This window comes from Pseudomonas sp. GM_Psu_1, assembly GCF_026544185.1.
GTDB lineage: Bacteria > Pseudomonadota > Gammaproteobacteria > Pseudomonadales > Pseudomonadaceae > Chryseomonas > Chryseomonas oryzihabitans.
The window spans coordinates 367,442-390,551 of sequence record NZ_JALNUX010000005.1; the positions used below are offsets into that span (position 1 = coordinate 367,442).

Consider the following 23,110-nt stretch of genomic DNA (forward strand, 5'->3'; position numbering starts at 1 on the left):
GCAAAGAGATGACTAAAGACGCTATTTGGCTAATACAAGAGTTGTACAGCCGACAGGCGCCTGTCCAACAACTCGGCGTTCCAGACAATCCTCTGCCGCTGGGCTTGTAAAACAAAAAGCCCACGGCTTCCCCATCGATCCGAAAGGCCACCATGAGCCGAATCTCTGGCTAGGCCAGGGCCACTAATAAGCAGACAGAACGCAATCTGGCGGGGCGCTGCAGCCCGTTGTCGCCACTCTCCACGAGCAGGAGTTTTCCATGACCGCTTCCAAGCAAGACAACCTCATCGACTGGCTGCGCGATGCCCATGCCATGGAGGAACAGGCCGAGAAGATGCTCTCCGCCCAGGCCGCGCGCCTGGAGCACTATCCGCAGTTGCGCCAGCGTATCGAGCAGCACATCCGCGAGACCCAGGAACAGCGGCAGGTGATCGAAGGTTGCCTGAGCCGTCACGGCAGCAGCCCCTCGACCCTCAAGGACATGGGCGGCAAGTTGATGGCGCTGGGCCAGGCCATCGGCGGCGCACCCATGAGCGATGAGGTCATCAAGGGGGCCATCGCCGGCTATGTCTTCGAGAACATCGAAATCGCCACCTACACCACGCTGATCGCGGCGGCTGCCGAGATCGGCGACAGCGAAACGCAGCAGGCCTGCGAACGCATCCTCGAACAGGAGAAGGCCATGGCGGCCTGGCTGCTGGAAGACCTGCCCGCCACCACCCGCGCCTTCCTGGAACGCTCCGCCGATCCCGATCTGACCGCGAAGCGCTGAAACGCCCGAGTTATACCGTGACTAGCCCCTGGAGGTTACATGTTCGTCCATAACAAGCGACTGCAATACACCGTGCGCGTGTCCGAACCCAATCCCGGTCTCGCCAACCTGATGCTGGAGCAATTCGGCGGTCCCCAAGGCGAACTCGCCGCCGCCATGCGCTACTTCACCCAGGCGATAGCCGAACTCGACCCGGGCCGCAAGGACATGCTGTTCGACATCGCCACCGAAGAACTCAGCCACCTGGAAATCATCGGTTCGATGATCGCCATGCTGAACAAGGGCGCAAAGGGCGACCTGGCGGAAAAGACCCAGGAAGAAGCGGACATGTACCGCTCCCTGACCGGTGCCGGCAATGACTCCCACCTCACCCAGATCCTCTACGGTGGCGGCCCGCAACTGATCAACTCGGGCGGGGTGCCCTGGACCGCGGCCTACATCGACACCGTCGGCGAGCCGACCATCGACCTGCGATCCAACATCGCCGCCGAGGCCCGGGCCAAGATCGTCTACGAGCGCCTGATCAACGTCACCGACGATGCCGGCATCAAGGACACCCTGAGCTTTCTGATGACCCGCGAGATCGCGCACCAGAAGTCTTTCGAGAACGCGCTGCACTCCATCCAGCCCAACTTCCCCCAGGGCAAGATGCCACCGCGGCCGGAATTCGCCAGCGTCTACTACAACATGTCGCAAGGCGAAGGCGATATGCGCGGTCCCTGGAACCAGGGTCAGGACTGGGAGTTCGTGGAGCAGCCCAGCCCCGCCGTGGACGGCGGCGACGGCCTGGCCAGCGTCAAGCTGCCGCCGATGCAGGCCAAGGCGGTCGAACAGCTCGCGACCCGCACCATGTCGGATCCGAATGCTGCACCGGTAACGGGTGCCGATCTGGGCGCCGGCCTGGCCAAGCAACTCGACAAGAACCGTCTGGAAGAGTGATGTCTAGGCGACGGCGCCCATCGGGCGTCGTCGCCCTCCCCTCGGCCCGATGACCTTTCGTCGGCCCGCTTGCGCGCGCTGCGCTTCCGCACGAACCTGGCCAATTGCCATCGGTCCTACTGCCGTCATCGTAGTAGGGAAAGCCCTGATGGAAGATTATCTCCTGGCGTTCGCCATGGTCGCCCTGACCGCCCTGTTCATAGGTCTCACTACCGTCGGTCTGGTGGAATTCACCTGATGGCGCTTTGCCGCCTTTCGCGCTGAACATTTGCCCGGCGGTGCAGTCTGCCGCTGTGCATTGATGCCATCACGTTGTATGACGTAGCCAGGGACGCCACCATGAAACGCCACGCTTACGCCTTAGCCCTCGTTGCAGCCGCTGTCTGCAGCGCACCCGTTTTCGCCATGGACCAGGATGCCCTGCAGTTCGAGCAGGCCAGCATGGTCGCCTTCAAGAGCTGCGCGAACAAGGCGGTGATCGCCGGAACCCGCATCGGCGATACGGCTCGCTTCTCCGATACCGACAGCTGTGTCGTCCAGGCACTGTCGCAGATCGAGCCGGCCTATCAGAAGGCCCTCACCTCCCTGCAGAACAACGGCACCGCCCGCCGCTGCCTGCAGACCTACTACAGCAACTGGCTGACGCTGATGAAATCCCTGCCGGAGCTGCAGTCCAAGCCGCCGTCCTCCGTGCTGCTGACCGCCAACGGTGGCGAGCGCCGCCTCAACCAGTACTGGCAGTTCGTGGTCAGCGCTCGCTGATCACGTCCGAGCGTCCCGCGGGGAGCCCTGGCTCCCCGCTCGCGTTTCAGCCGATGGCGATATGCCCCGGCTGCGCCGCTACCCGCGCCAGCCAGGCCTGGATGGCCGGATAGTCGTCCAGGCTGAAGCCGCCTTCGTGGGCGACGTGGGTGTAGGCATAGAGCGCGATATCGGCGATCGAGTAGTCCTCGCCGACCAGGAAGGACGTGCGCTGCAACTGCTGCTCCATCACCCGCAAGGCCTTGTAGCCGCGCACCAGGCAGACCTCGTACTCCTCCCGGCGCTCCGCCGGCAGCCCCTGGTAGAGCTGGATGAAACGCGCCACCGCCACATAGGGTTCGTGACTGTACTGCTCGAAGAATTGCCACTGCAGCACCTGGGTCCGCAGCCGCGGCTCGCTGGGCAGGAAGCGCGTGCCGTCGGCGAGGAAATTGAGGATGGCATTGGATTCCCACAGGCAGGTGCCGTCTTCCAGCTCCAGCACCGGAATCTTGCCGTTGGGATTCTTCGCCAGGAAGGCTTCGCTCTGCGTCTCGCCAGCGAGGATATCGACCTCGTGCCAGCGATACTCCAGGCCGAGCAGGTGCAGCATCAGCACCACCTTGTAGCAGTTGCCGGAACGACGATCGCCATAGACCTGATACATCTCACAGCTCCTTGTCATGGGGGGTGGCTTCCCGGATCACGCTGGCCAGGCGCGCAAGGCCCGTATCCAGCCGTTCGGGCAGCACATGGCTGAAATTGAGCCGCAGCAGACCGCGGTGACGATCCGGTTCGGCGAAGAATGGCTCGCCCGGCATGAAGGCGACGTCCTGCGCCAGGGCGGCATCCAGCATCGTACGGGTATCCAGGGGCGTTTTCAGCCGTAACCAGAAGAACAGTCCACCCTGGGGAATCTGCCAGTCGGCGATGTCGCTGAAATGTCGCGTCAGCGCCCGCGCGAAGCCATCGCGACGCTCACGGTAGAAGGTCCTTACCTCCTCCAGGTGCCGGGCATAACGCTCACTGCCCAGCCATTGCAGCACCTGCCACTGGCTCATGCGGCAGGTGTGCAGATCGGCCGCCTGCTTGAGCGCCCGCAGGGGCTTGAGCAGTTCAGGCGAGGCGATCAGGTAGCCCACGCGCAGGCCGGGCAGCAGCGTCTTGGACAGGCTGCCGGTGTGGATCCAGGCACTGCGCCGGAGTTGGCCGCACAGCGGCCGCGCCGGCGCGCCGTCATAGCTGAGTTCGCGATAGGGCTCGTCCTCGACCAAGGTCACGCCATACTCGTCCAGCAGGGCTGCCACCGCCGCACGGTTGGCTGCGGAATAGCGCACCCCGGAAGGATTCTGGAAGGTCGGGATCAGATAGGCGAAGGCCGGGCGTTGCTCTTCCAGGCGCAGGCGCAAGGCCTCCAGATCCAGGCCCTCCGGCGTCAGACTGACCTCCAGGCACTCGGCGCCAAAGAACTGGAAGCTCTGCAGCGCCGCAAGGTAGGTCGGGCCCTCCACCAGCACCGGGGTGCCGACGTCGAGATAGAGCTTGGCGATCAGATCCAGGGCCTGCTGCGAACCCGTGGTCACCAGCACCTGGTCCGCCGTGCAGTCCAGGCCATAGGCGCGGGCCTGGGCGGCGATGGCCTCGCGCAGCGCCGGCTCGCCCTCGCTCATGCCGTACTGACCCAGGCCGGCCGGCATCGTGCTCCAGTCCACCGCTGGCAGGCAGCGCTCGGCCGGCAGTCCTCCGGCGAAGGACATCACCTCCGGGCGCTGCGCCGCTGCCAGGATGTCGCGGATCAGGCTGCTCTTGAGTCGGGTCACCCGTTCGGAAAATGCCATCTGCCCTCCTGTGGCCCGTGGCCTGGTAATGAGTCAAACTACTTGACCGACCCTAATCCACTCCGGAAAGACAAGTCAATATGCTTGACCTAAATCAGACCTCCCAGCAGCGCCTGGTCATGGAGACCTTCTTCTTCGGTTACCAGGCGTTCACCGCCAAGGCCGACGATATGCTGGCGCGGCGCGGCCTGAGCCGGGTCCACCAGCGCATCCTGTTCTTCATCGCGCGCGAGCCGGGCCTGAGCAACAAGGCGCTGCTGGAGGTGCTCAACGTCAGCAAGCAGGCGTTGAACATTCCGCTGCGGCAGTTGCTGGAGATGCAACTGGTGGCCATGGAGACGGATGCCGCGGACAAGCGCAAGCGACGGCTATCCCTGACCCGGGGTGGCGCCGCCCTGGAGCAGACCCTGAGACGCGAGCAGATGCGCCTGGTGCAGGCGGCGCTGGCTTCGGCGGGAGCGGACGCGGCCGAGGGCTGGCTGGCGTTCAATCAGGCCCTGGCCGGCCGCCAGGAGAGCGAAACCGAAAGCCAGGACAGTTTGACCCCTTCGGTCGACTCCTGAAAACTGTACCGCTGGTTCGCGGCCTTGGTGTACGGATACCGGCCCGAGCGGCCTGGCTAAGCTGGCGCAAAGCCCAGGGATGCCCCTCATGACCGTCGAACTGCTCTCCGCCTTCATGCTCTTCGCCTTCGTCTCCTCCGCCACGCCCGGCCCCAACAACATGATGCTGCTGGCGTCGGGAGTGAATTTCGGCTTTCGGCGGACCCTGCCGCACATGTTCGGCATCAGCCTGGGCCACATGCTGCTGGTCATCTGCACCGGCCTCGGCCTGGGTCAGCTGTTCGTGCTCTATCCGCCGCTGCAGATCGCCCTGCGGGTCATTGGCGGCGCCTACCTGCTGTATCTGGCCTGGAAGCTGGCCACCGCTTCTGCCCCCACACCGCGGGAGTCGGGCAGCGGCAAACCCTTCGGCTTCTTCCAGGCGGCGGCCTTCCAGTGGGTGAACCCCAAGGCCTGGGTGATGGCCATCGGCGCGGTCACCGCCTATATTCCGGCCGAGAACTTCACCGCCAACCTGTTGCTGGTCGCCCTGCTCTTCGCCCTGATCAACCTGCCCAGCGTCAGCCTCTGGACGCTGTTCGGCATGGGCCTGCGCCGTCTGCTCAGCAGCCCGGCACGGCTGCGGCTGTTCAACTGGAGCATGGCCCTGCTGCTGGTGCTGTCCCTCTATCCCATCCTGTTCGGCCATCACTGAGGTTTTTCGATGCACGCGGCTCCGCAACGCCTTTCCCCGCTGGCCGATACCTCGCCCGCCGCCGTGGTCGCCGGCTTCGTCGCCATGCTGGTGGGCTACACCAGTTCCCTGGTGCTGATGTTCCAGGCCGGCCAGAATGCCGGCCTGAGCAGCGGACAGATCTCCTCCTGGATCTGGGCACTGTCCATCGGCATGGCGCTGACCACCATCGGCCTGTCGCTGAAGTACCGCACCCCCATCGTCATCGCCTGGTCGACCCCGGGCGCCGCGCTGCTGGTCACCAGCCTGCCATCGGTGCCCTACAGCGACGCCATCGGCGCCTTTGTCCTCTGCGCCGTGCTGCTCGCCCTCTGCGGTCTCACCGGCAGCGTCGACCGCCTGCTGCGCCGGGTCCCGCCGGCGCTGGCCGCCGCCCTGCTGGCCGGCATCCTCTTTCGCATCGGCATCGAGATCTGCTCCGCGGCCCAGCACCAGACCGCGCTGGTGCTGGGCATGGCCCTGGCCTATCTGGTGGCCAAGCGGCTGTGGCCGCGCTATTGCGTGCTGGTCGCCCTGGTGGCTGGCCTGTTGCTGGCCGCCGGGCTGGGCCTGCTGGACTTCCACGGCCTGCGCCTGGAGTTGGCGGTGCCGGTGTGGACCAGCCCGACCTTTTCCCTGGCCGCCACCATCGGCATCGCCATCCCGCTGTTCGTGGTGGCCATGGCGTCGCAGAACATGCCCGGTATCGCCGTACTGCGCACCGATGGCTACGCGGTCCCGGCCTCCCCGCTGATCGCCACCACCGGCCTCGCCTCGCTGCTGCTGGCACCCTTCGGCTCCCATGGCATCAACCTGGCGGCCATCAGCGCGGCGATCTGCACCGGTCCCCAGGCCCATGAGGACGCCAGCAAGCGCTATACCGCGGCGGTCTGGTGCGGACTCTTCTATGGCATCGCCGGGCTGTTCGGCGCCACCCTGGCAGCGCTGTTCGCCTCGCTGCCCGGCGAACTGGTGATCTCGGTAGCCGCCCTGGCGCTGCTCGGCTCCATCATGAACGGCCTGCACGGCGCCCTCGCCGACCCCGGCCAGCGCGAACCGGCACTCATCACCTTTCTGGTCACCGCCTCGGGCCTGACCCTGGCCGGCATCGGCTCGGCCTTCTGGGGCCTGGTCGCCGGTATTTTGGCCAGTTTGCTACTGACCGCACGCCGCCGTTAGAACCCGCGCCCCTCCTGACGGGTCGGAACTGGATCCTTCCCGTCAGGAGAACACCATGTCCCGTACCAATCGCCAATTCCTGCTCGCCAAACGCCCATCCGGCGAACCCACCGCCGACACCTTCGAGCGCGTCGAGCAGCCGATCGGCGAACCCGGCGCCGGTCAGGTGCTTATCAAGAATCTGTACCTTTCCCTCGACCCGGCCATGCGCGGCTGGATGAACGAGGGCAAGTCCTATATCAAGCCCATCGGCATCGGCGAGGTCATTCGCGCCCTGGGCGTCGGCGAGGTGGTGGCGTCCAACCACCCGGACTTCAAGGTGGGCGATACCGTCAATGGCATGCTCGGCATCCAGGACTATTACCTGGGCGAGCCCCAGGGCTTCTACAAGGTGGACCCCAGCAAGGCCAGCCTGCCCCAGTACCTTTCCGTGCTCGGCATGACCGGCCTGACCGCCTACTTCGGCCTGCTGGAGGTCGGCGAGCCCAAGGCCGGCCAGACCATCGTGGTCTCCGGCGCCGCCGGCGCGGTGGGCAGCATGGTCGGCCAGATCGGCAAGCTCAAGGCCTGCCATGTGGTGGGCATCGCCGGTGGCGCGGAGAAATGCCGCTATCTGATCGAGGAGCTCGGCTTCGACGCCGCCATCGACTACAAGGCCGAACCGGACCTCGCGGCCGCCCTGCAGCGCGAGTGCCCCAACGGCATCGACGTCTATTTCGACAACGTCGGCGGTCCGACCCTCGACGCGGTGCTGGCGCAGATCAATTTCCGCGCACGGGTGGTGCTCTGCGGCGCCATCAGTCAGTACAACAGCGACAAAGTGCAGGGCCCGCAGAACTATCTGGCGCTGCTCAGCAACCGCGCGCGCATGGAAGGGTTCATCGTGCTCGACCACGCGGCTCGCTATGCCGAGGCGCAGAAGCAGTTGGCGATCTGGCTGGCCGACGGCCAGCTCAAATCCCGCGAGCATGTGGTGGAAGGCCTGGACACCTTCCCCGAGACCCTGATGAAGCTGTTCTCCGGCGAGAACTTCGGCAAGCTGGTACTCAAGGTATAGGCCCCGCGTCGGAAAGTCGTCACGAGCGGGTCGCAAAAGCGACTCGCCTGGCCTTCAGGCGTCAACTTACAGACGGCCAATCGCCACCATACGCCTAAGTCATTGATTTTACTGCCACTGCGAGACTGGCACGCTTCTCGCTGTAGAGGGACTATCCGCCAAGGAGAACAGGCATGGTCCCGCCCTCGTCCAACACCATCAATCTCGATCGCGCTCGCCAGCAGCGCAACTCCAACCTGGCCGCCCCCGCCCGCGACAGCGATCCGGCGGTGCTGGGCGCGCTGCGTCAGCGCCTGCTCAGCGTCCTGCAGACCTCGCTGGAGCTCGAACGGGTCCTGCAACTCTTCCGGCAGGAGGTTGATACCCTGGTGGACCTGCCCGGCCTCAGCTACCGCAATGCCGCGGAAGACGTGGCCATCGGCCTGGGCGAAGAACAGGGTCATCAGGTGCACTATCACCTGAGCCAGGGGGACCTGCGCCTGGGTGACCTGACCTTCTACCGCCAGGAGCGCTTCCAGGAGAGCGAACTCGGGGCGCTGGAATACCTGCTCGGCAGCCTGCTGTTTCCCCTGCGCAATGCCCTGCTGTTTCGCGAAGCCCAGAACAACGCCCTGCGCGATGCCCTGACCGGTGTCGGCAATCGCAGCGCCCTGGATCGCGCCCTGGTGCGGGAAATGGAACTGGCCCGCCGGACCCAGCAGCCGCTGTCGCTGCTGATGCTGGACCTGGACCACTTCAAGCGCATCAATGACAGGTTCGGCCATAGCGTCGGCGACGACGTGCTGCGCCAGACCGCCCGCACCCTCGGCAACAACCTGAGAAGCATGGACATGGTCTTTCGCTTTGGCGGCGAGGAATTCTGCGTACTGCTGTCTGCCACCGGCCACGACGCGGCGCATATCGTGGCGGAACGCCTGAGAGCGGCGGTGGAGGCCCAGTCGGAGACCGCCGGGGCCATCCCCCTGCCGGTCACCCTGAGCCTGGGTCTGGCGACCCTGCGCGACGTCGAGTCTCCGCGCTGCCTGCTGCTGCGCGCGGATCGCGCCCTCTATCAGGCCAAGGCCGAAGGCCGCAATCGATTCTGCAGCCTGGCCTAGCGGTCGCCTGGGGCCAGGCGACCTCTCTGCTTAGCGGCGACCGCCCTTGCCGGTACCGCCGCCGCTCGGACCACGACGCGGGGCAATGCCCGGTGAGGTACGGCCCTTGCTGACTGGCTTGCGGCCCATTTCGCTGGGACGCTCGGCCACGGCCGACCCCTGGGGCTTGCCGGTCTTGCCCGTCTTGTTGAGCTTGTTGCGCGAACCCCGACCGGCATCGATCGGCCGCGCGGTCTTGCGCTGCTGACGCTCGAGCTTTTCCTTAGTCTTGCCGCCCATGGACGGCAGCGCCACCGGCGGCAGGCCGACTTCGCCCGCGAGGATGTCGATCTCCCCCTGGGTCATCTCGCGCCAGCGCCCGACCGGCAGATCGCTGGTCATGAACACCGGACCGAAACGTACGCGCTTCAACCGACTCACCACCAGGCCCTGGGATTCCCATAGCCTGCGGACTTCGCGGTTGCGGCCTTCCATCACCACGCAATGGAACCAGTGGTTGAAGCCATCGCCCTCCGGCGCCTGCTGGACGTCGGTGAAGCGCGCCGGGCCGTCTTCGAGGATCACCCCGTTCTTCAGGCGCAGCAGCATCTCTTCGGTCACCTCGCCCCGTACCCGTACCGCGTACTCGCGGTCCATCTGGTAGGACGGGTGCATCAGCCGGTTGGCCAGTTCGCCATCGGTGGTGAACAGCAGCAGGCCGGTGGTGTTGATGTCCAGGCGACCGACATTGATCCAGCGGCCCTGCTTGGGCTTGGGCAGGCGGTCGAAGACGGTGGGTCGGCCTTCGGGATCGTCACGGGTGCAGATCTCGCCTTCGGGCTTGTTGTAGATCAGCACGCGGCGTACCACTTCCTCGACCTGGTCGCGCTTGAGCAGGCGACCGTCCACCGCGATGGCGTCCTTGGGCATGACGCGCAGGCCCAGGGGCGCGACCACGCCGTTGACCTTGATGCGGCCTTCGCCGATCCAGGCCTCGACGTCGCGACGCGAGCCGACGCCCAGGCGCGACAGCACCTTCTGCAGCTTTTCGCCAGCCGGCGCGGGTGCGCTTTCTTCGAGGATTTCGTTTGGGGGATTCTTGTCGAGGGTCATCAGGCACCTCCCGGTGTAGTGGACGACAAAGGCGCCGCGGAACGGGCGCCAGGAAATAGACAGGGGCGCATGATAGCGCCCCTGCTCGCGCCAGCCTAGCGAGTGTGGCGTCTCAGAAGTTGACTGCACAATTTTGGCGGCGCTTTTTCGGCTATGGCGGCGCTGCCACTCCTCGCCATAGCCCTGCTATGACTCGTACCGGCGCCTAGCCATAGCCAAAAAATCACTCGCCAATTCTTGCGCGAACTTCAGAGACACCGCACTAGCCTGGCGGGTGACGGATGGCCGCAGTGTCAGTCCAGTGTGGCCAGGGCGTCGCGGCACAGCTGCTCGACGCGGGTCCAGTCCTTGGCCTTCACCACGTCGCCGGGCAGCATCCAGCTGCCGCCGACGCACAGCAGGTTGGGCTGCTGGAAGTAGTTCTTCACATTGCCCGGGTTGACGCCGCCGGTGGGGCAGAACTTGAGTTCGGCGAAGGGACCGGCAAAGGCCTTGAGCGCATCCACGCCGCCATAGACGTTGGCAGGAAACAGCTTGAAGCGGCGATAACCCAGGCGGTAGGCCTGCATGATCTCCGAGGGCGTGGCGATGCCGGGCAGCAGCGGGATGGGCGCCGATACCCCGGCCTGGAGGATCTCCTCGGTGGTGCCCGGGGTGACGATGAACTGGGCGCCGGCCTCGACCGCGGCGTCGAACATCCGCACGTCCAGCACGGTGCCCACACCGACATCCAGCTCGGGACGTTCCTGGCGCAGCAGCCGCACCGCGTCCAGCCCGTGGGCCGATCTCAGGGTGATTTCCAGGGCGGTCAGTCCCCCCGCAGCCATGGCGTCGGCGAACGGCAGCACGTCAGCGGGATCGTTGATCACGATCACCGGCAGGATCCGCGCGCGGGCGCACAGGGCATCTAGGGTCGCGATCTTGTTCTGCATGTCCAAAACTCAACTCCTCGTCAGGGGCACCAAAAGACGACCAGGGGTTCGCGCAGGAACGCCTTGATCGGAGTGGCCAGCTCGTCGCCCTCGGCCAGAGCGGTTTCCAGCACCTGTCGCTTGCCTGCGCCCTGGATGGCGAGGATCTGTTGCCGCGCGCGGCTCAGGTAGGCACGGCTCAGAGTGATGCGGGTCTGGGGCGCGGACGGTGCCACGCCGGGAAAGCTGAGGCGCTCGCTGGCCGGGTCCAGGGCCTCTTCCAGGCCGGGACTGCCGGGGAACAGCGAGGCGGTATGGGCGTCGTCACCCATGCCCAGCACCAGCACATCGGGCGTCGCCAGGGCGTCGCGCAGCCGGGCTTCGGTCAGGGCCATGCCCTCTTCCGTGGAGCTGGCCGGGCTGTAGAGGTCGACGAAGCCGGCCGCGGCGGCAGGCCCCTGGAACAGGTGCTTGCGCAGCAGGCCGGCATTGCTGTCCGGATGGTCACCGGGTACCCAGCGCTCGTCCGCCAGGGTCACCAGCACCTTGGACCAGTCCAGCTCGGCCTGGGCCAGGCGCTCCAGAAAGGGCACCGGACTGCGGCCGCCGGAGACGATCAGCAGCGCTTCGCCGCGGGCCGCCAGGGCCTCGCGCAGCGCGGTGGTGACGGTCTCGGCCAGCGCCGCCGCGTGGGCGTCGCGGTCAGGCAGTTCGCGCAGGGTCACGCCCTGCCCCAGATCAGACGTCGCCATACCAGGATCTCCCGTCTCGTGCGATCAGTGCGATGGAGGTCAGCGGACCCCAGCTGCCGGCGGCATAGGACTTGGGCGAGTCGCCCATCTTCGACCAGCCATCCATCAACTGGTCGCACCATTTCCAGGCCGCTTCGATCTCGTCCTTGCGGACGAACAGCGACTGGTTGCCCTGCATGACTTCCAGCAGCAGTCGCTCATAGGCATCCGGCGTGCGCAGGTGCTTGAAGGTCTCGGAGAAGTTGAGCTGCAGCGGACCGCTGCGCAGCTGCATGCCCTTGCGCAGGCCCTGATCCTTGCTCATCACCTGCAGCGAGATACCCTCGTCCGGCTGGATGCGGATGATCAGGCGGTTGCTGATCAGGCTGCGCTGCTCAGGAGCGAAGATGTAGTGCGGTGGTTCCTTGAAATGGATGACGATCTGCGAAAGCTTCTGCGGCATGCGCTTGCCGGTGCGCAGGTAGAAAGGCACGCCGGACCAGCGCCAGTTGCGGATGTCCGCCCGGATGGCGACAAAGGTCTCGGTGCGGCTCTCGGTGTTGGAATTGGGCTCTTCCAGATAGCCCGGCACCGGCTTGCCGTCGCTGTAGCCGGAGGTGTACTGACCCAGGACCACCCGGCTGGCGAGCTGGTCGGCGGTGATGGGCTCCAGCGCCTTGAGCACCTTGACCTTCTCGTCGCGGATGCTGTCGGCGGAAAGATCCGCCGGTGGATCCATGGCGGTCAGGCAGAGCAGTTGCAGCAGGTGGTTCTGCACCATGTCGCGCAGCTGGCCGGCCTGGTCGAAGTAGCCCCAGCGACCCTCGATGCCGACCTTCTCGGCCACGGTGATCTCTACGTGGGAGATGTAGTTCTGGTTCCACTGGGTCTCGAACAGGCTGTTGGCGAAACGCAGGGCGATGAGGTTCTGGACGGTTTCCTTGCCCAGGTAGTGGTCGATGCGATAGACGCGGTCTTCGGGAAAGAAGCGCGCCACCGCATCGTTGACCACCTTGGAGGATTCCAGGTCGTAGCCGATGGGCTTTTCCATCACCACCCGGGTGCGCTCGCACAGGCCGACGGCGGCGAGGTTCTCGCAGATGGCGCTGTAGACCAGCGCCGGGGTGGCGAAATAGGCGATCAGCGGCGACGTCTCACCCACATCCTCGGCAAGTCCCGTATAGTCTTCGCGATTGCGGAAATCGATGGCGCGATAGCCGAGACGACCACGCATCCGGGTCCATACCGCTTCGTCCCAATCGGCCTTAGGCACATAGTGGCGCAGGCGCTCCTCGATGTGCTCCAGCTGCTTGACCCCATCGCCTTGGTCACGCGCCAGCGCCATGATGCGGGTATCCTCGTGCAGCAGACCTTCACGATCCAGCTGATACAGGGCAGGGAAAAGTTTGCGCAGGGCCAGGTCGCCCAATGCGCCGAAGATTGCCAGGGTACAGGGTAGAACTCGGACGCCAGCCATAAATATTCGTTCTTTTACTTAAAGTTTGAGATATTCCAGCACCATCATAGGGGAGCCGGGGCGATTCGCGTAGTCTTTATATTAAAAAATACGGCGCAGGGGTAAGCCCGGCCCACACCTTTTATAGCCTTAGGATAGAGGCACAACAACCACTAGGAGTTCTCATGGATCGTGCCAGCACCCTGCTGCAAACCATCCAGACCCGTATCGGCGAACTCAACCGCGCAGAACGCAAGGTCGCCGAGGTCATTCTGCAGAATCCCCGGCAGGCCACCCGCTACACCATCGCCGCCCTGGCCCAGGCGGCCCAGGTCAGCGAGCCCACCGTCAACCGCTTCTGCCGTTCCCTGGGCGTGAGCGGCTATCCGGAAATGAAGATCCAGCTGGCGCAAAGCATCGCCAGTGGCGCGGTCTATGTCAGCCAGGCGGTGGAAGCCAACGACGAACCCGAGGCCTACGCGGAAAAGATCTTCAGCAGCACCATCGCCTCGCTGGACAGCGCCCGCCAGCGCCTGGACGCCCGCACCGTGGATCGCGCGGTCGATCTGATGATCCAGGCGCGGCAGATCCACTTCTTCGGCCTGGGTGCCTCGGCGCCCGTGGCCCTCGACGCCCAGCACAAGTTCTTTCGCTTCAACATGGCGGTGTCGGCGCATTCGGACGTGCTGATGCAGCGGATGCTCGCCTCCATCGCCAGGACCGGCGATCTCTTCGTGATCATCTCCTACACCGGCCGCACCCGCGAACTGGTGGACGTGGCCAAGCTGGCCCGCGACAACGGCGCCTCGGTGCTCGGCCTCACCGCCAGCAACACCCCGCTGGCCAAGGTCTGCACCCACAGCCTGGACATTCCGCTGCCGGAAGACACCGACATCTACATGCCCATGACCTCGCGGATCATCCAGCTCACCGTGCTGGACATCCTGGCTACCGGGGTCACGCTCAAGCGCGGCGTGGACTTCCAGCCGCACCTGCGCAAGGTAAAGGAAAGTCTGGTCGCGACCCGCTATCCCTCGGAGCCCGACCAAGGCTGACGCGCCCTGCCCGTTCGTGTGCTCCAGTCCCCTGGAGCACGTCGCTCATCAAATATCGTCGCGGTGGCTGAACAGGTCCCAGGTCGACATGAACAGCGCGGCGATCAGCGGGCCGATGACGAAGCCGTTGAGGCCGAACAGCGACATGCCGCCGATGGTGGAGATCAGCACCACGTAGTCGGGCATCTTGGTGTCCTTGCCGACCAGGATGGGGCGCAGCAGGTTGTCCACCAGGCCGATCACCACCACGGCGAAGACGATCAGGATCACGCCCTTGATCACCGCGCCGGTGGCCAGGAAGTAGATGGCCACCGGCACCCAGATCAGCGCCGAGCCGACCGCGGGCAGCAGCGAGAGGAAGGCCATCAGGGTGCCCCAGAGCACCGCGCCCTGCACACCCAGCACGCCGAGGATGAAGCCGCCCAGGGCGCCCTGCACCACGGCCACGATGATGTTGCCCTTGACCGTGGCGCGCACCACGGCGGTGAACTTGGCCATCAGGCTGCGCTTGTGCATGTCGCTCAGCGGAATGGCCTTGCGGATCAGCGCCACCAGCTGGGAACCGTCGCGCAGCAGGAAGAACAGCAGATAGAGCATCACGCCGAAGCCGATCAGGAACTGGAAGGTGCCCTGCCCGAAGCTGAAGGCCTGGGTGGCGACCCACTGGCTGCCCTGCATGGCACCGGCGGAGAGCTTCTGGCGGATGCCGTCCAGGTCACCGGCGCCAAAGCGCTGCAGGACGCTGCGTACCGAATCCGGCAAGGCGCCCCAGATCTGCTGGTAGTACTGGCCGAAGTTGAGCTGACCGCTACTGATCTGCTGATAGAGCAGCGAGCCTTCCTGGACCAGGGAAATGGCGATGAACACCACCGGCAGGATGACGATGAGCAGGATCACGAACAGGGTGCAGAGCGCCCCGAGGTTGCGCCTGTTGTTGAAGCGGCGGACGAACCAGCGCTGCAGCGGGGCGAACAGGATGGCGAGGATGGCGCCCCAGAACACCGCCCCCAGGAACGGGGTGAGGATCCAGACGAAGGCCAGTGAGACCACCACCAGCAGGATCAGGAACGTCTTGTTTTCCAGCCGAGCACTTTTCATTGGCTTTCGCGATTCCAAACAAGGATGACAGGCCTTGCCTTAGAGCCTCGGAAGCCGTGGGGTTCCCGTGAGCACCCCCAACTCGACCTGAAGAGGCGCGCCGGAGAACCCGACGCGCCGGCGATCATACACGGAACTGGCGAACCAATCCGTCCAGCCGCTCGCCCAGACCGACCATGCCGGCAGTACTCTGGGCACCCTGTTGAGCCCCCTGGGCCATGCTGTCCACGGCACCGGCGATGGTATGGACGCTGCGATTGATCTCCTCCGCCACCGCTGTCTGCTCTTCCGCCGCACTGGCGATCTGGGTGTTCATGGCATTGATGGTGGCGATCAATTCGCTGATGGCAGCCAGGGCTGTCCCCGCCTGCTCGGCCTGGGCCGTAGTGGCCTCGCCCATGCCTCCCGAGCGCTCCATGGCACCCACCGCACGGCCAGTGGCCTGCTGCAGACGATCGATCATGCCCTGGATTTCCTGGGTGCTCTGCTGCGTCCGGCTGGCCAGCGCGCGTACTTCGTCGGCGACCACGGCGAAACCGCGCCCGGCTTCACCGGCCCGGGCCGCTTCGATGGCGGCGTTGAGTGCCAACAGATTGGTCTGTTCGGCGATGGCGCGGATCACGTCCAGTACGCCGACGATGGCGCCGACGTCCTGCTTGAGGCCATCGAGGGAGACGCTGCTCTGGCGTACCTCCTCGACCAGCTCGTGGATGCGCGCCACGCTGGTGGCCACGGTCTCCCGGGCCAGCCGGCCCTTCTCCTCGGTCTGGCGGGTGGCTTCGGAGGCCCGCAGGGCGCTGCTCGCCACCTCCTGTGCCGCGGCGGACATCTGGTTGATGGCGGTCGCCACCTGATCGGTTTCGCTGCGCTGACGCTGCATGTCGCGATCGGTGCGCTGGGCCTGCTGGGCCACATCGTCAAGCAGACCGGTGAACTGGTGGGTGATGTCGACGACCTGGGCGATGGTGCCCTGGATGCGATCGACGAAGCGATTGAAGGCAGCGGCGAGTTCACCGATCTCGTCACGCCCGTTGACCGGCAGGCGGCGGGTCAGATCACCCTCGCCGGCGGCGATGTCATCGAGGTTCTCGCGAATCTGCGCCAGGGGCCTGAGGGTCCGGGCGGCAAAAAGTTGCGCGGCGATACCTATCACCACCAGCAGCACGCCGGAGGTACCGAAGATCAGCCAGAGCTGGTCCTGGGTACGCTTGGCGACCTGGTCGGCCACGGCGGCGACCTCGGCCTCCACGCCATCCAGGTTCACCGCGGAACCGATCACCAGATCCCACTTGGGCAGGTAGTCGGTATAGGCGAGCTTGGGCACCAGCACGTCCTTGTTGCCCGGCAGCGAAGAGCTGTAGCGACTGAAATGCGAGCCATCCTTGCCGACCCGGACCAGTTCCTGGTTGAGGTAGACGCCGCTGGGATCGCGATTGTCCTTGAAGCTCTTGCCGATCCCGGCCGGGTCGTTGCCCTTGAACAGGCGGACCACGTTGGAATCGTAGCCGAAGATATAGCCATCCTTGCCGTAGCTGATGGCGGACAGCAGGCGGATGGCCTCCTGGCGCGCCTCGGTATCACCCGCGGCGGCCTTGTCGTACAGCGGCTTGACCACGGTCATGGCCGCTTCCACGGTGTTCTGCAGGCCGTTGCGACTCTGCACCATCAGCCGCTCGCGGGCATCGGCGACGTCCTTGAGCGCCTGCTCGTGCAAGACCCAGTAAGACAGACCACCCAGCACGAGCGTGAACAGGCAGACGGGCAGGACCGCCAGTAAGGTGACTTTAAGTTTGAGGCTCACGAGGTTCTCCTTGATCGCAAGAGCTGATGCCGTTATCGGCATCGCGCTGCAGAACTTGACCGAGAAGTCACCTCGTAGACGCTGTGCGCACCGGCGCCGGAAGGCGGATGACCACCGCCAGCCCACCCAGCCGGGAAGTCTCAAGGGCGAGGGTTCCACCGCAACCTTCGACGATGTCCTTGGCGATCCCCAGCCCCAGGCCATGACCGGCCACCGCCTCGTCCAGCCGAGAACCCCGCTCGAGGATGGCCTCGCGCTGCGCCTCCGGCACGCCGGGGCCGTCGTCCTCGATCCGGATCAGATAACCCTCTTCCCGCTGCGCCACCTCCAGCCGAACCTGCCGATCCGCCCACTTGCCGGCGTTGTCCAGCAGGGTACCGAACAGCTCCAGCAGGTCTTCCCGGTCCCAGGGCAGGCGCAGTCCTTCGGGCAGATGGCAGTCGAACCGCAGGTGCTCGCCATGCAGGCGATTGAGCAGTAGGCAGAGCTCGCGCAGTTCGGCGGCATCCAGATGAGCGCCTGGCAGGGCCTCGCCGGCCAGCCGGGCGCGGCGCAACTCCCGCTCCAGCCGCTGGCGGATACGCGCCAGTTGCTCGCGCAAGACCTCGCGCTGCTCGGGCAGTGCCTGGAGCTCGGGACGCTCGGCCAGGCTGGTGAGCACCGCCAGCGGCGTCTTGAGCGCATGCCCCAGGTTGCCGATGCCATGCCGCGCGCGCTTCAGGCCGTCCTCGGTATGGCGCAGCAAGGCGTTCATCTCCTCCACCAGCGGCGCAAGCTCGATGGGCACGCCGGCGTCCAGCGTCGAACGGCGCCCCTGATGCAGCTGGGCGATCTGCTCGCGCACCTGGTCCAGCGGGCGCAGTGCCCGGCGCACGATCAGCCGTTGCAGCAGCAGAACCAGTAGCAGGGTCGCCAGCCCCAGCAGGGCACCGAACGCGAGGATGCGCGTCAGGTTGGTCAACAGCGGGTTGTAGTCGTCGGCCACCACGACCCGTACCGTCTGGCCATAGCGCTGGTAGTCAGCGCGGTAGGTGAGCAATCGCTGGCCGCTGGGGCCGTCCGCCAGGGTCTCGCTCAGGCCACTCCTGGGCGGCGCTTCCAGTTGCGCGTCCCACAGGGAGCGCGAGCGCCAGCGGATATCCAGCGCCGGGATCTCGATGAGGAAATAGCGACCGGACAGCGGGCGGGTGTAGAGGCTGCCCAGGCGGCCCTCGTCCAGTTGCAGGCCATGGGGCCCACGTACCAGGGCGGCGAGCAGATTTTCCGTCTCGCCGCGCAGCCCGGTCTCCAGATAGCGGCGCAAGGCATGGTCCACCAGCCAGGCGCCCCCGAGGACCAGCACCAGGCCCGCCACCAGCAGAATGGCCACCAGCCCGCCCCTGAGGCGGGCCTGGATGGACCTCAATCGACACCGCCCAGGCGATAGCCCTGGCCGCGCCGCGTCTCGATGACTTCGCGCCCCAGCTTGCGCCGCAGGTGATTGACGTGAACCTCGATGACATTGGAGTCGCGCTCGCTCTCGCCGTCGTAGAGGTGGTCGTTCAGGCGCGTCTTGGAGAGGATCTGCCCGGGATGCAGCAGGAAACAGCGCAGCAGACGGAATTCCGCGGCGCTCAGGGAGATAGTTTCGCTGCCACGCACCACGCACTGGCGCGCCTCGTCCAGCGCGAGTCCGGCGGCCTGCAGGAGCGGCTGGTTGGCCACGCCGCGAACCCGCCGCAGCAAGGCGGCGATGCGCAGGCCCAGCTCTTCGGGGTGAAAGGGTTTGGTGAGGTAGTCGTCGGCACCGGCCTTGAGACCGTCGATGCGCTCCGCCCAGCTGTCGCGGGCGGTCAAAATCAGGACCGGCGTCGCCAGCGCCTTTGCGCGCCACTCGCTGAGCACCTCGAGCCCTGGCCGCCCCGGCAGGCCGAGATCGAGCACGATGAGGTCATAGGGCTCCTGAGCACCCTGCCAGGCAGCGTCGCGGCCATCGGCGAGCCAGTCCACGGCATAGCCCTGGCGGGCAAGGAACGCCGAAATTTCGTCGGCCAGGGCGACATCGTCTTCCACCAGCAACAGGCGCATCTAGTCGTCCACCTCGTCCTTCATGATGGCGCCATCCATCGCGCCGATTTCCAGTTCGCGGACGACATCGCCGACGAGGATCTCGATCTCGTAGCGATACTGACCGTCTTCTTCTTCCAGTTCGGCTTCCAGCAGCCGAGCCTGGGGATAGCGTTCGTTGACCCGCTGCAAGAGGGTCTCCAGCGGGCGGATAACCCCCTCCTTGCGCAGCTTGAGGGCCTCGTCCTGATCCAGGTCGCGGGCCTGGATCAGCGGCGAGACGCTGCCGAGCAGCAAGAGTCCGGCGAGGACAACGGTCAGTCGTCGCGCTGATCTTTCAGGACTTCGCCGGTGGTGGCGTCGAGTTCCAGATCCCATTTCACACCTTTGGGGTCACGCAGTTCCAGTTGATAGATGTAGCGACCGTATTCTTCTTCCAGTTCGGTCTCGTGGGTGGTCGAGCCCGGATGCTTGGCGATGGCGGCCTGGTTGAGCACCTCGAAGCTCTTGATCTTGCCGCTGTCACGCAGCTTGAGGGCTTCGTCGGGGCCGAGATCGCGGGCCTGGGCAACGCCCATACCGGTGAGCAGGAGGGTGGCGGTCGCGAGGGCGGTAAGCTTTTTCATGGTGATGCCTCTGGTTGCTGTCTGAACGGGTTCCAGAGTAGCCATCGGCCATTAATCGAAACTTAAACGCCGCTTAAGCCAAGCTTAATCGGATCGGACCGCGCCAGGGCGCTTCGGTGTCCAGGACCTCGCCCTTCTGCGTCACCCTCAGCCGCCCTGCGCGAGCCAGCTCCCGTGCCACCTCGCGCAGGGGCTCCATCAGTGGTCGCCAGTCCGCCGCAAGGTCGCGCGCAACTTCCGAAGGACAGAAGGTGGTCCCTGGGCGGCGCGCCCGTGCCTTGGCCAGCAAGGCTTCGCGCAACTGTGCGTCGGTCGGCTCGAGCGCTGTCATGAGAACCGGGTCCTGTTTCCTGGAGTCCACCGTTTCGACCAGGAAATCGTCGGTGCAGTCATGACCTCTCGCTCGAAACCCTCGAAAGTAATGCAACGCCTCGCCCAGACCGACCTGCCCATCCCCGCCGATGAGCGTGACGACACCGGTACCGCCCTCTGCACCCCCCTGCCGCCCGACCTCAACTACGTCGACGACAGCCAGCCGGGTCTGAGCCGGCGCAAGCTGCGTGGCAAATGGGCCTACTTCACTCCCGCTGGCGAGCGCATCCGCGACCAGGCGGAAGTCGAGCGGATCAACAAGCTGGCCATCCCGCCGGCCTATACCGACGTCTGGATCTGTCCGGACGCCAACGGTCATCTGCAGGCCACCGGACGCGACGCCCGCGGTCGCAAGCAGTATCGCTACCACCCGCGCTGGCGCGAGATCCGCGATACCGACAAGTACGAGCGGATGCTGGCCTTCGGGCAGGCCCTGCCCAAGCTGCGGCAGCGGGTGGAAGAGGATCTCGCCCGCCGCGGCCTCTGTCGGGAAAAGGTCATGGCCACGGTCATCAGCCTGCTCGACGCGACCCTGATCCGGGTCGGCAACGCCCAGTATGCCAAGAGCAACAAGTCCTATGGCCTTACCACGCTGCGCAACCGGCACGCCGAGGTGCATGGCAACACCATCGCCTTCCACTTCCGCGGCAAGAGCGGGGTGGAGCACGACATCAAGGTCAGCGATCCGCGGCTGGCGCGCACCGTGAAGAAGTGCCTGGAGCTGCCCGGCCAGCACCTTTTCCAGTATGTGGACGGTGATGGCGAACGCCATACCGTGACCTCGTCGGACGTCAACGCCTACCTGCACGAACTCACCGGCGCCGACTTCACCGCCAAGGACTATCGCACCTGGGCGGGCAGCGCCCTTGCCCTGGAAGCCTTGCGCGAATTGCGCTGCGAGACCCAGACCGATGCCAAGAAGGAACTGGTGGACATGGTCAAGGCGGTTTCCCGCACCCTGGGCAATACCCCGGCGGTCTGCCGCAAGTGCTACATCCATCCCGGGGTGCTGGATGCCTTCCTCGCCGGTGACCTCTGTACCCTGCCCAAACCGCGCAAGCGCAAGGGGCTGAAGGAGGAAGAGGTGCTGCTGCTCAACTTCCTGCAACGGCTGGAAGAGCGGATGGCGGAGACCCAGGCGGCCTGACAGGATCGCACCCTACCCTGCCTCTTGCATGGGGCAGGGAACATTCTGCGGCAAAACCCGACCCTGCTCGCCTGGCGTGATTCATCCCGCGCGCCCTGATGACGTCGCTGCATCTGTTATGTTATAACTTTTGCACGTTATCCAAGGCTCGATCATGGCATCCCCGCGCGCTTCCCTGCTGCTGCTCTCCGTACCCGCCCGCCTGCTGCTCGCCAGCATTCCCCTGGTCGCCCTGTGGCTGGCCGTGCTCTGGGCGGTCGCCCTGCCATGAGCGCGGCCATCGAACTCCAGGACCTGACCCTGGCCTATCAGCGACATCCGGCCATCCATCATCTCAGCGGCTGCTTCCGGACCGGCAGCCTCACCGCCATCGTCGGCCCCAACGGCGCCGGCAAGTCCACCCTGCTCAAGGCCATCGCCGGCACCCTGAGACCCGTCAGTGGCCGGGTCAACCGCGCGGTGCCGCAACGCCGTCTGGGCTACCTGCCCCAGGCCGCCGAGATCGACCGCAGCTTTCCCCTCAGCGTGCTGGAAACCGTGGTGCTGGGCGCCTGGCGCGGCCTGGGCCTCTGGCGCGGGGTAACCGCCGCCCACCGGGAGGAAGCGGCCAGAGCGCTGCAGGCGGTGGGTCTCGAAGGCCTGGAGGACCGCCTGGTCGGCGCCCTCTCGTCCGGGCAATTCCAGCGGGTACTGTTCGCCCGCCTGCTGTTGCAGGACGCTCCCGTGCTGCTGCTGGACGAGCCTTTCACCGCCATCGATGCGCGCACCACCGCGGACCTGCTGACCATCGTCCGCCGCTGGCATGGCCAGGGCCGCACGGTAATCGCCGTGCTGCACGACCTGGAGCAGGTTCGCCAGCACTTTCCCGAGACCCTGCTGCTGGCCCGGGAGGCCATCGCTTGGGGCGACACCGATCAGGTGCTGGTCAGCGAGCATCTGGCCCGCGCGCGCAATCTCGCCGAACGCTGGGACGCCAACGCGGCGGTCTGTGAACGCGCATGACTCTCTATCAATTCCTCGTCGAACCCTTCGTCGAATTCGGCTTCATGCGCCGCGCCCTGGTGGCCTGCCTGGCCCTGGCGCTGGGCGCCGGTCCGGTGGGTGTCCTGCTGATGCTCAGGCGCATGAGTCTGGTGGGCGATGCCATGAGTCATGCCGTGCTGCCAGGCGCAGCCCTGGGCTTCATGGTCGCCGGGCTGTCGCTGCCGGCCATGGGCATCGGCGGGATGCTCGCCGGCCTGCTGGTGGCCGGTCTCGCCGGCCTGGTCAGCCGCTTCACCAGCCAGCGCGAGGATGCCAGCTTCGCCAGCTTCTATCTGATGTCCCTGGCCGCCGGGGTACTGATCGTGTCACTGCACGGCTCCAGCGTGGACCTGCTGCACGTGCTGTTCGGCACCATCCTGGCCATCGACGCCACGGCGCTCTATCTGGTCGCCGGCATCGCCACCCTGTCGCTGCTGGTGCTTGCGGTGATCTACCGGCCGCTGGCGCTGGAGTGCTTCGATCCGGGCTTCCTGCGCGCCGTGGGTGGTCGCGGTTCGCTCTATCACCTGCTGTTTTTGCTGCTGGTGGTGCTCAACCTGGTCGCCGGCTTCCAGGCCTTGGGCACCCTGATGGCGGTGGGTCTGATGATGCTGCCGGCCACCGCGGCGCGCTTCTGGGCCAACAGCCTGCCCGGGCTGATGGCGGTAGCCAGCCTGATCGCCAGCCTCAGCGGCCTGATCGGCCTGGTGCTGTCCTACCACCTTGGCTGCGCCTCGGGTCCGGCCATCGTCCTCACTGCGGGTGGCTGCTACCTCCTGTCCCTGCTGTTCGGTCGCCTGGGTCTCTACCGGCGACTGCGCCCCCGCCCCCACCTCACCCACTGAAAGGAGTCA

At 65.8% G+C, this 23,110-nt stretch carries 25 protein-coding genes; 12 read left to right on the forward strand and 13 right to left on the reverse strand.

Annotation, left to right across the window (positions count from 1 at the left end):
* Positions 1 to 259 precede the first annotated feature (259 nt).
* From OXS31_RS11385 to OXS31_RS11395, 3 genes are all read left to right on the forward strand, one after another.
* The gene (locus OXS31_RS11385; RefSeq protein ID WP_007158447.1) at positions 260 to 772 is read left to right on the forward strand and encodes a ferritin-like domain-containing protein; all 513 of its coding nucleotides are present in this window, start codon (positions 260 to 262) and stop codon (positions 770 to 772) included.
* A 39-nt stretch (positions 773 to 811) separates the two neighbouring features.
* Positions 812 to 1,711, forward strand: coding sequence for a manganese catalase family protein (locus OXS31_RS11390; RefSeq protein ID WP_007158448.1), 900 nt, complete (start codon positions 812 to 814; stop codon positions 1,709 to 1,711).
* Between the two features lie 339 nt (positions 1,712 to 2,050).
* A complete protein-coding gene (locus tag OXS31_RS11395) occupies positions 2,051 to 2,473 on the forward strand; it encodes a hypothetical protein (protein WP_235389917.1) in 423 nt (140 codons plus the stop codon).
* Positions 2,474 to 2,519: 46 nt separating this feature from the next.
* On the opposite strand, the gene OXS31_RS11400 is transcribed toward OXS31_RS11395, so the two are convergent.
* Together OXS31_RS11400 and OXS31_RS11405 are read right to left on the reverse strand one after the other, a co-directional pair.
* The gene (locus tag OXS31_RS11400; protein WP_027599481.1) at positions 2,520 to 3,119 is read right to left on the reverse strand and encodes a glutathione S-transferase family protein; all 600 of its coding nucleotides are present in this window, start codon (positions 3,117 to 3,119) and stop codon (positions 2,520 to 2,522) included.
* A 1-nt stretch (position 3,120) separates the two neighbouring features.
* Positions 3,121 to 4,290, reverse strand: coding sequence for a PLP-dependent aminotransferase family protein (locus tag OXS31_RS11405; protein ID WP_267399061.1), 1,170 nt, complete (start codon positions 4,288 to 4,290; stop codon positions 3,121 to 3,123).
* A gap of 80 nt (positions 4,291 to 4,370) precedes the next feature.
* On the opposite strand from OXS31_RS11405, the gene OXS31_RS11410 reads away from it, so the two are divergent.
* From OXS31_RS11410 to OXS31_RS11430, 5 genes are all read left to right on the forward strand, one after another.
* Positions 4,371 to 4,853 carry a MarR family transcriptional regulator gene (locus tag OXS31_RS11410; RefSeq protein ID WP_077172765.1) on the forward strand — a complete coding sequence of 161 codons (483 nt, stop codon included), beginning with the start codon at positions 4,371 to 4,373 and terminating at the stop codon, positions 4,851 to 4,853.
* Positions 4,854 to 4,941: 88 nt separating this feature from the next.
* Complete coding sequence (locus OXS31_RS11415; protein ID WP_042133985.1) at positions 4,942 to 5,547, forward strand: LysE family translocator; 606 nt, start codon at positions 4,942 to 4,944, stop codon at positions 5,545 to 5,547.
* 9 nt (positions 5,548 to 5,556) lie between these two features.
* Entirely contained in the window at positions 5,557 to 6,744 is a 1,188-nt protein-coding gene (locus OXS31_RS11420) for a benzoate/H(+) symporter BenE family transporter (RefSeq protein WP_169853814.1), read from the forward strand.
* Between the two features lie 55 nt (positions 6,745 to 6,799).
* On the forward strand, positions 6,800 to 7,801 hold the full coding sequence (locus OXS31_RS11425) for an NADP-dependent oxidoreductase (RefSeq protein WP_007158455.1): 1,002 nt from the start codon (positions 6,800 to 6,802) through the stop codon (positions 7,799 to 7,801).
* Positions 7,802 to 7,974: 173 nt separating this feature from the next.
* Positions 7,975 to 8,898, forward strand: a complete 924-nt coding sequence (locus tag OXS31_RS11430) for a GGDEF domain-containing protein (RefSeq protein WP_267399062.1) — start codon at positions 7,975 to 7,977, stop codon at positions 8,896 to 8,898.
* 30 nt (positions 8,899 to 8,928) lie between these two features.
* On the opposite strand, the gene rluB is transcribed toward OXS31_RS11430, so the two are convergent.
* From rluB to zwf, 4 genes are all read right to left on the reverse strand, one after another.
* On the reverse strand, positions 8,929 to 9,990 hold the full coding sequence (gene rluB / locus OXS31_RS11435; RefSeq protein ID WP_267399063.1) for a 23S rRNA pseudouridine(2605) synthase RluB: 1,062 nt from the start codon (positions 9,988 to 9,990) through the stop codon (positions 8,929 to 8,931).
* Between the two features lie 293 nt (positions 9,991 to 10,283).
* Positions 10,284 to 10,922 carry a bifunctional 4-hydroxy-2-oxoglutarate aldolase/2-dehydro-3-deoxy-phosphogluconate aldolase gene (locus OXS31_RS11440; RefSeq protein WP_059316883.1) on the reverse strand — a complete coding sequence of 213 codons (639 nt, stop codon included), beginning with the start codon at positions 10,920 to 10,922 and terminating at the stop codon, positions 10,284 to 10,286.
* Positions 10,923 to 10,942: 20 nt separating this feature from the next.
* Positions 10,943 to 11,653 (reverse strand): 6-phosphogluconolactonase, encoded by a 711-nt coding sequence (gene pgl, locus OXS31_RS11445; protein WP_150338699.1) that lies wholly within the window; start codon positions 11,651 to 11,653, stop codon positions 10,943 to 10,945.
* On the reverse strand, positions 11,640 to 13,109 hold the full coding sequence (gene zwf, locus OXS31_RS11450; protein ID WP_027602213.1) for a glucose-6-phosphate dehydrogenase: 1,470 nt from the start codon (positions 13,107 to 13,109) through the stop codon (positions 11,640 to 11,642). Before zwf ends, pgl begins: the two co-directional genes overlap by 14 nt.
* 164 nt (positions 13,110 to 13,273) lie before the next feature.
* Between zwf and OXS31_RS11455 the strand changes: the two genes are divergently transcribed.
* The gene (locus OXS31_RS11455) at positions 13,274 to 14,143 is read left to right on the forward strand and encodes a MurR/RpiR family transcriptional regulator (protein ID WP_007158461.1); all 870 of its coding nucleotides are present in this window, start codon (positions 13,274 to 13,276) and stop codon (positions 14,141 to 14,143) included.
* A gap of 48 nt (positions 14,144 to 14,191) precedes the next feature.
* On the opposite strand, the gene OXS31_RS11460 is transcribed toward OXS31_RS11455, so the two are convergent.
* The 7 genes from OXS31_RS11460 to OXS31_RS11490 all read right to left on the reverse strand — a co-directional run bounded on the left by OXS31_RS11460 (position 14,192) and on the right by OXS31_RS11490 (position 20,045).
* A complete protein-coding gene (locus OXS31_RS11460) occupies positions 14,192 to 15,241 on the reverse strand; it encodes an AI-2E family transporter (protein WP_027599490.1) in 1,050 nt (349 codons plus the stop codon).
* A gap of 124 nt (positions 15,242 to 15,365) precedes the next feature.
* On the reverse strand, positions 15,366 to 17,042 hold the full coding sequence (locus OXS31_RS11465; RefSeq protein ID WP_082066397.1) for a methyl-accepting chemotaxis protein: 1,677 nt from the start codon (positions 17,040 to 17,042) through the stop codon (positions 15,366 to 15,368).
* 67 nt (positions 17,043 to 17,109) lie between these two features.
* Positions 17,110 to 18,447 carry a sensor histidine kinase gene (locus OXS31_RS11470; RefSeq protein ID WP_267399070.1) on the reverse strand — a complete coding sequence of 446 codons (1,338 nt, stop codon included), beginning with the start codon at positions 18,445 to 18,447 and terminating at the stop codon, positions 17,110 to 17,112.
* Entirely contained in the window at positions 18,444 to 19,109 is a 666-nt protein-coding gene (locus tag OXS31_RS11475) for a response regulator transcription factor (protein WP_007158465.1), read from the reverse strand. Before OXS31_RS11475 ends, OXS31_RS11470 begins: the two co-directional genes overlap by 4 nt.
* The gene (locus tag OXS31_RS11480; RefSeq protein ID WP_223855441.1) at positions 19,110 to 19,466 is read right to left on the reverse strand and encodes a PepSY domain-containing protein; all 357 of its coding nucleotides are present in this window, start codon (positions 19,464 to 19,466) and stop codon (positions 19,110 to 19,112) included.
* Positions 19,406 to 19,714, reverse strand: a complete 309-nt coding sequence (locus tag OXS31_RS11485) for a PepSY domain-containing protein (RefSeq protein WP_007158467.1) — start codon at positions 19,712 to 19,714, stop codon at positions 19,406 to 19,408. The genes OXS31_RS11480 and OXS31_RS11485 overlap by 61 nt, the downstream gene beginning before the upstream one ends.
* A gap of 73 nt (positions 19,715 to 19,787) precedes the next feature.
* Complete coding sequence (locus OXS31_RS11490) at positions 19,788 to 20,045, reverse strand: DUF3253 domain-containing protein (protein WP_027599494.1); 258 nt, start codon at positions 20,043 to 20,045, stop codon at positions 19,788 to 19,790.
* 90 nt (positions 20,046 to 20,135) lie between these two features.
* Between OXS31_RS11490 and OXS31_RS11495 the strand changes: the two genes are divergently transcribed.
* The 3 genes from OXS31_RS11495 (at position 20,136) to OXS31_RS11505 (ending at position 23,101) form a co-directional block, all read left to right on the forward strand.
* Complete coding sequence (locus OXS31_RS11495) at positions 20,136 to 21,233, forward strand: DNA topoisomerase IB (RefSeq protein ID WP_007158469.1); 1,098 nt, start codon at positions 20,136 to 20,138, stop codon at positions 21,231 to 21,233.
* A gap of 267 nt (positions 21,234 to 21,500) precedes the next feature.
* Positions 21,501 to 22,235, forward strand: a complete 735-nt coding sequence (gene aztA, locus OXS31_RS11500; protein ID WP_042133963.1) for a zinc ABC transporter ATP-binding protein AztA — start codon at positions 21,501 to 21,503, stop codon at positions 22,233 to 22,235.
* A complete protein-coding gene (locus OXS31_RS11505) occupies positions 22,232 to 23,101 on the forward strand; it encodes a metal ABC transporter permease (RefSeq protein WP_007158472.1) in 870 nt (289 codons plus the stop codon). The genes aztA and OXS31_RS11505 overlap by 4 nt, the downstream gene beginning before the upstream one ends.
* The last annotated feature ends 9 nt before the right edge of the window (positions 23,102 to 23,110 follow it).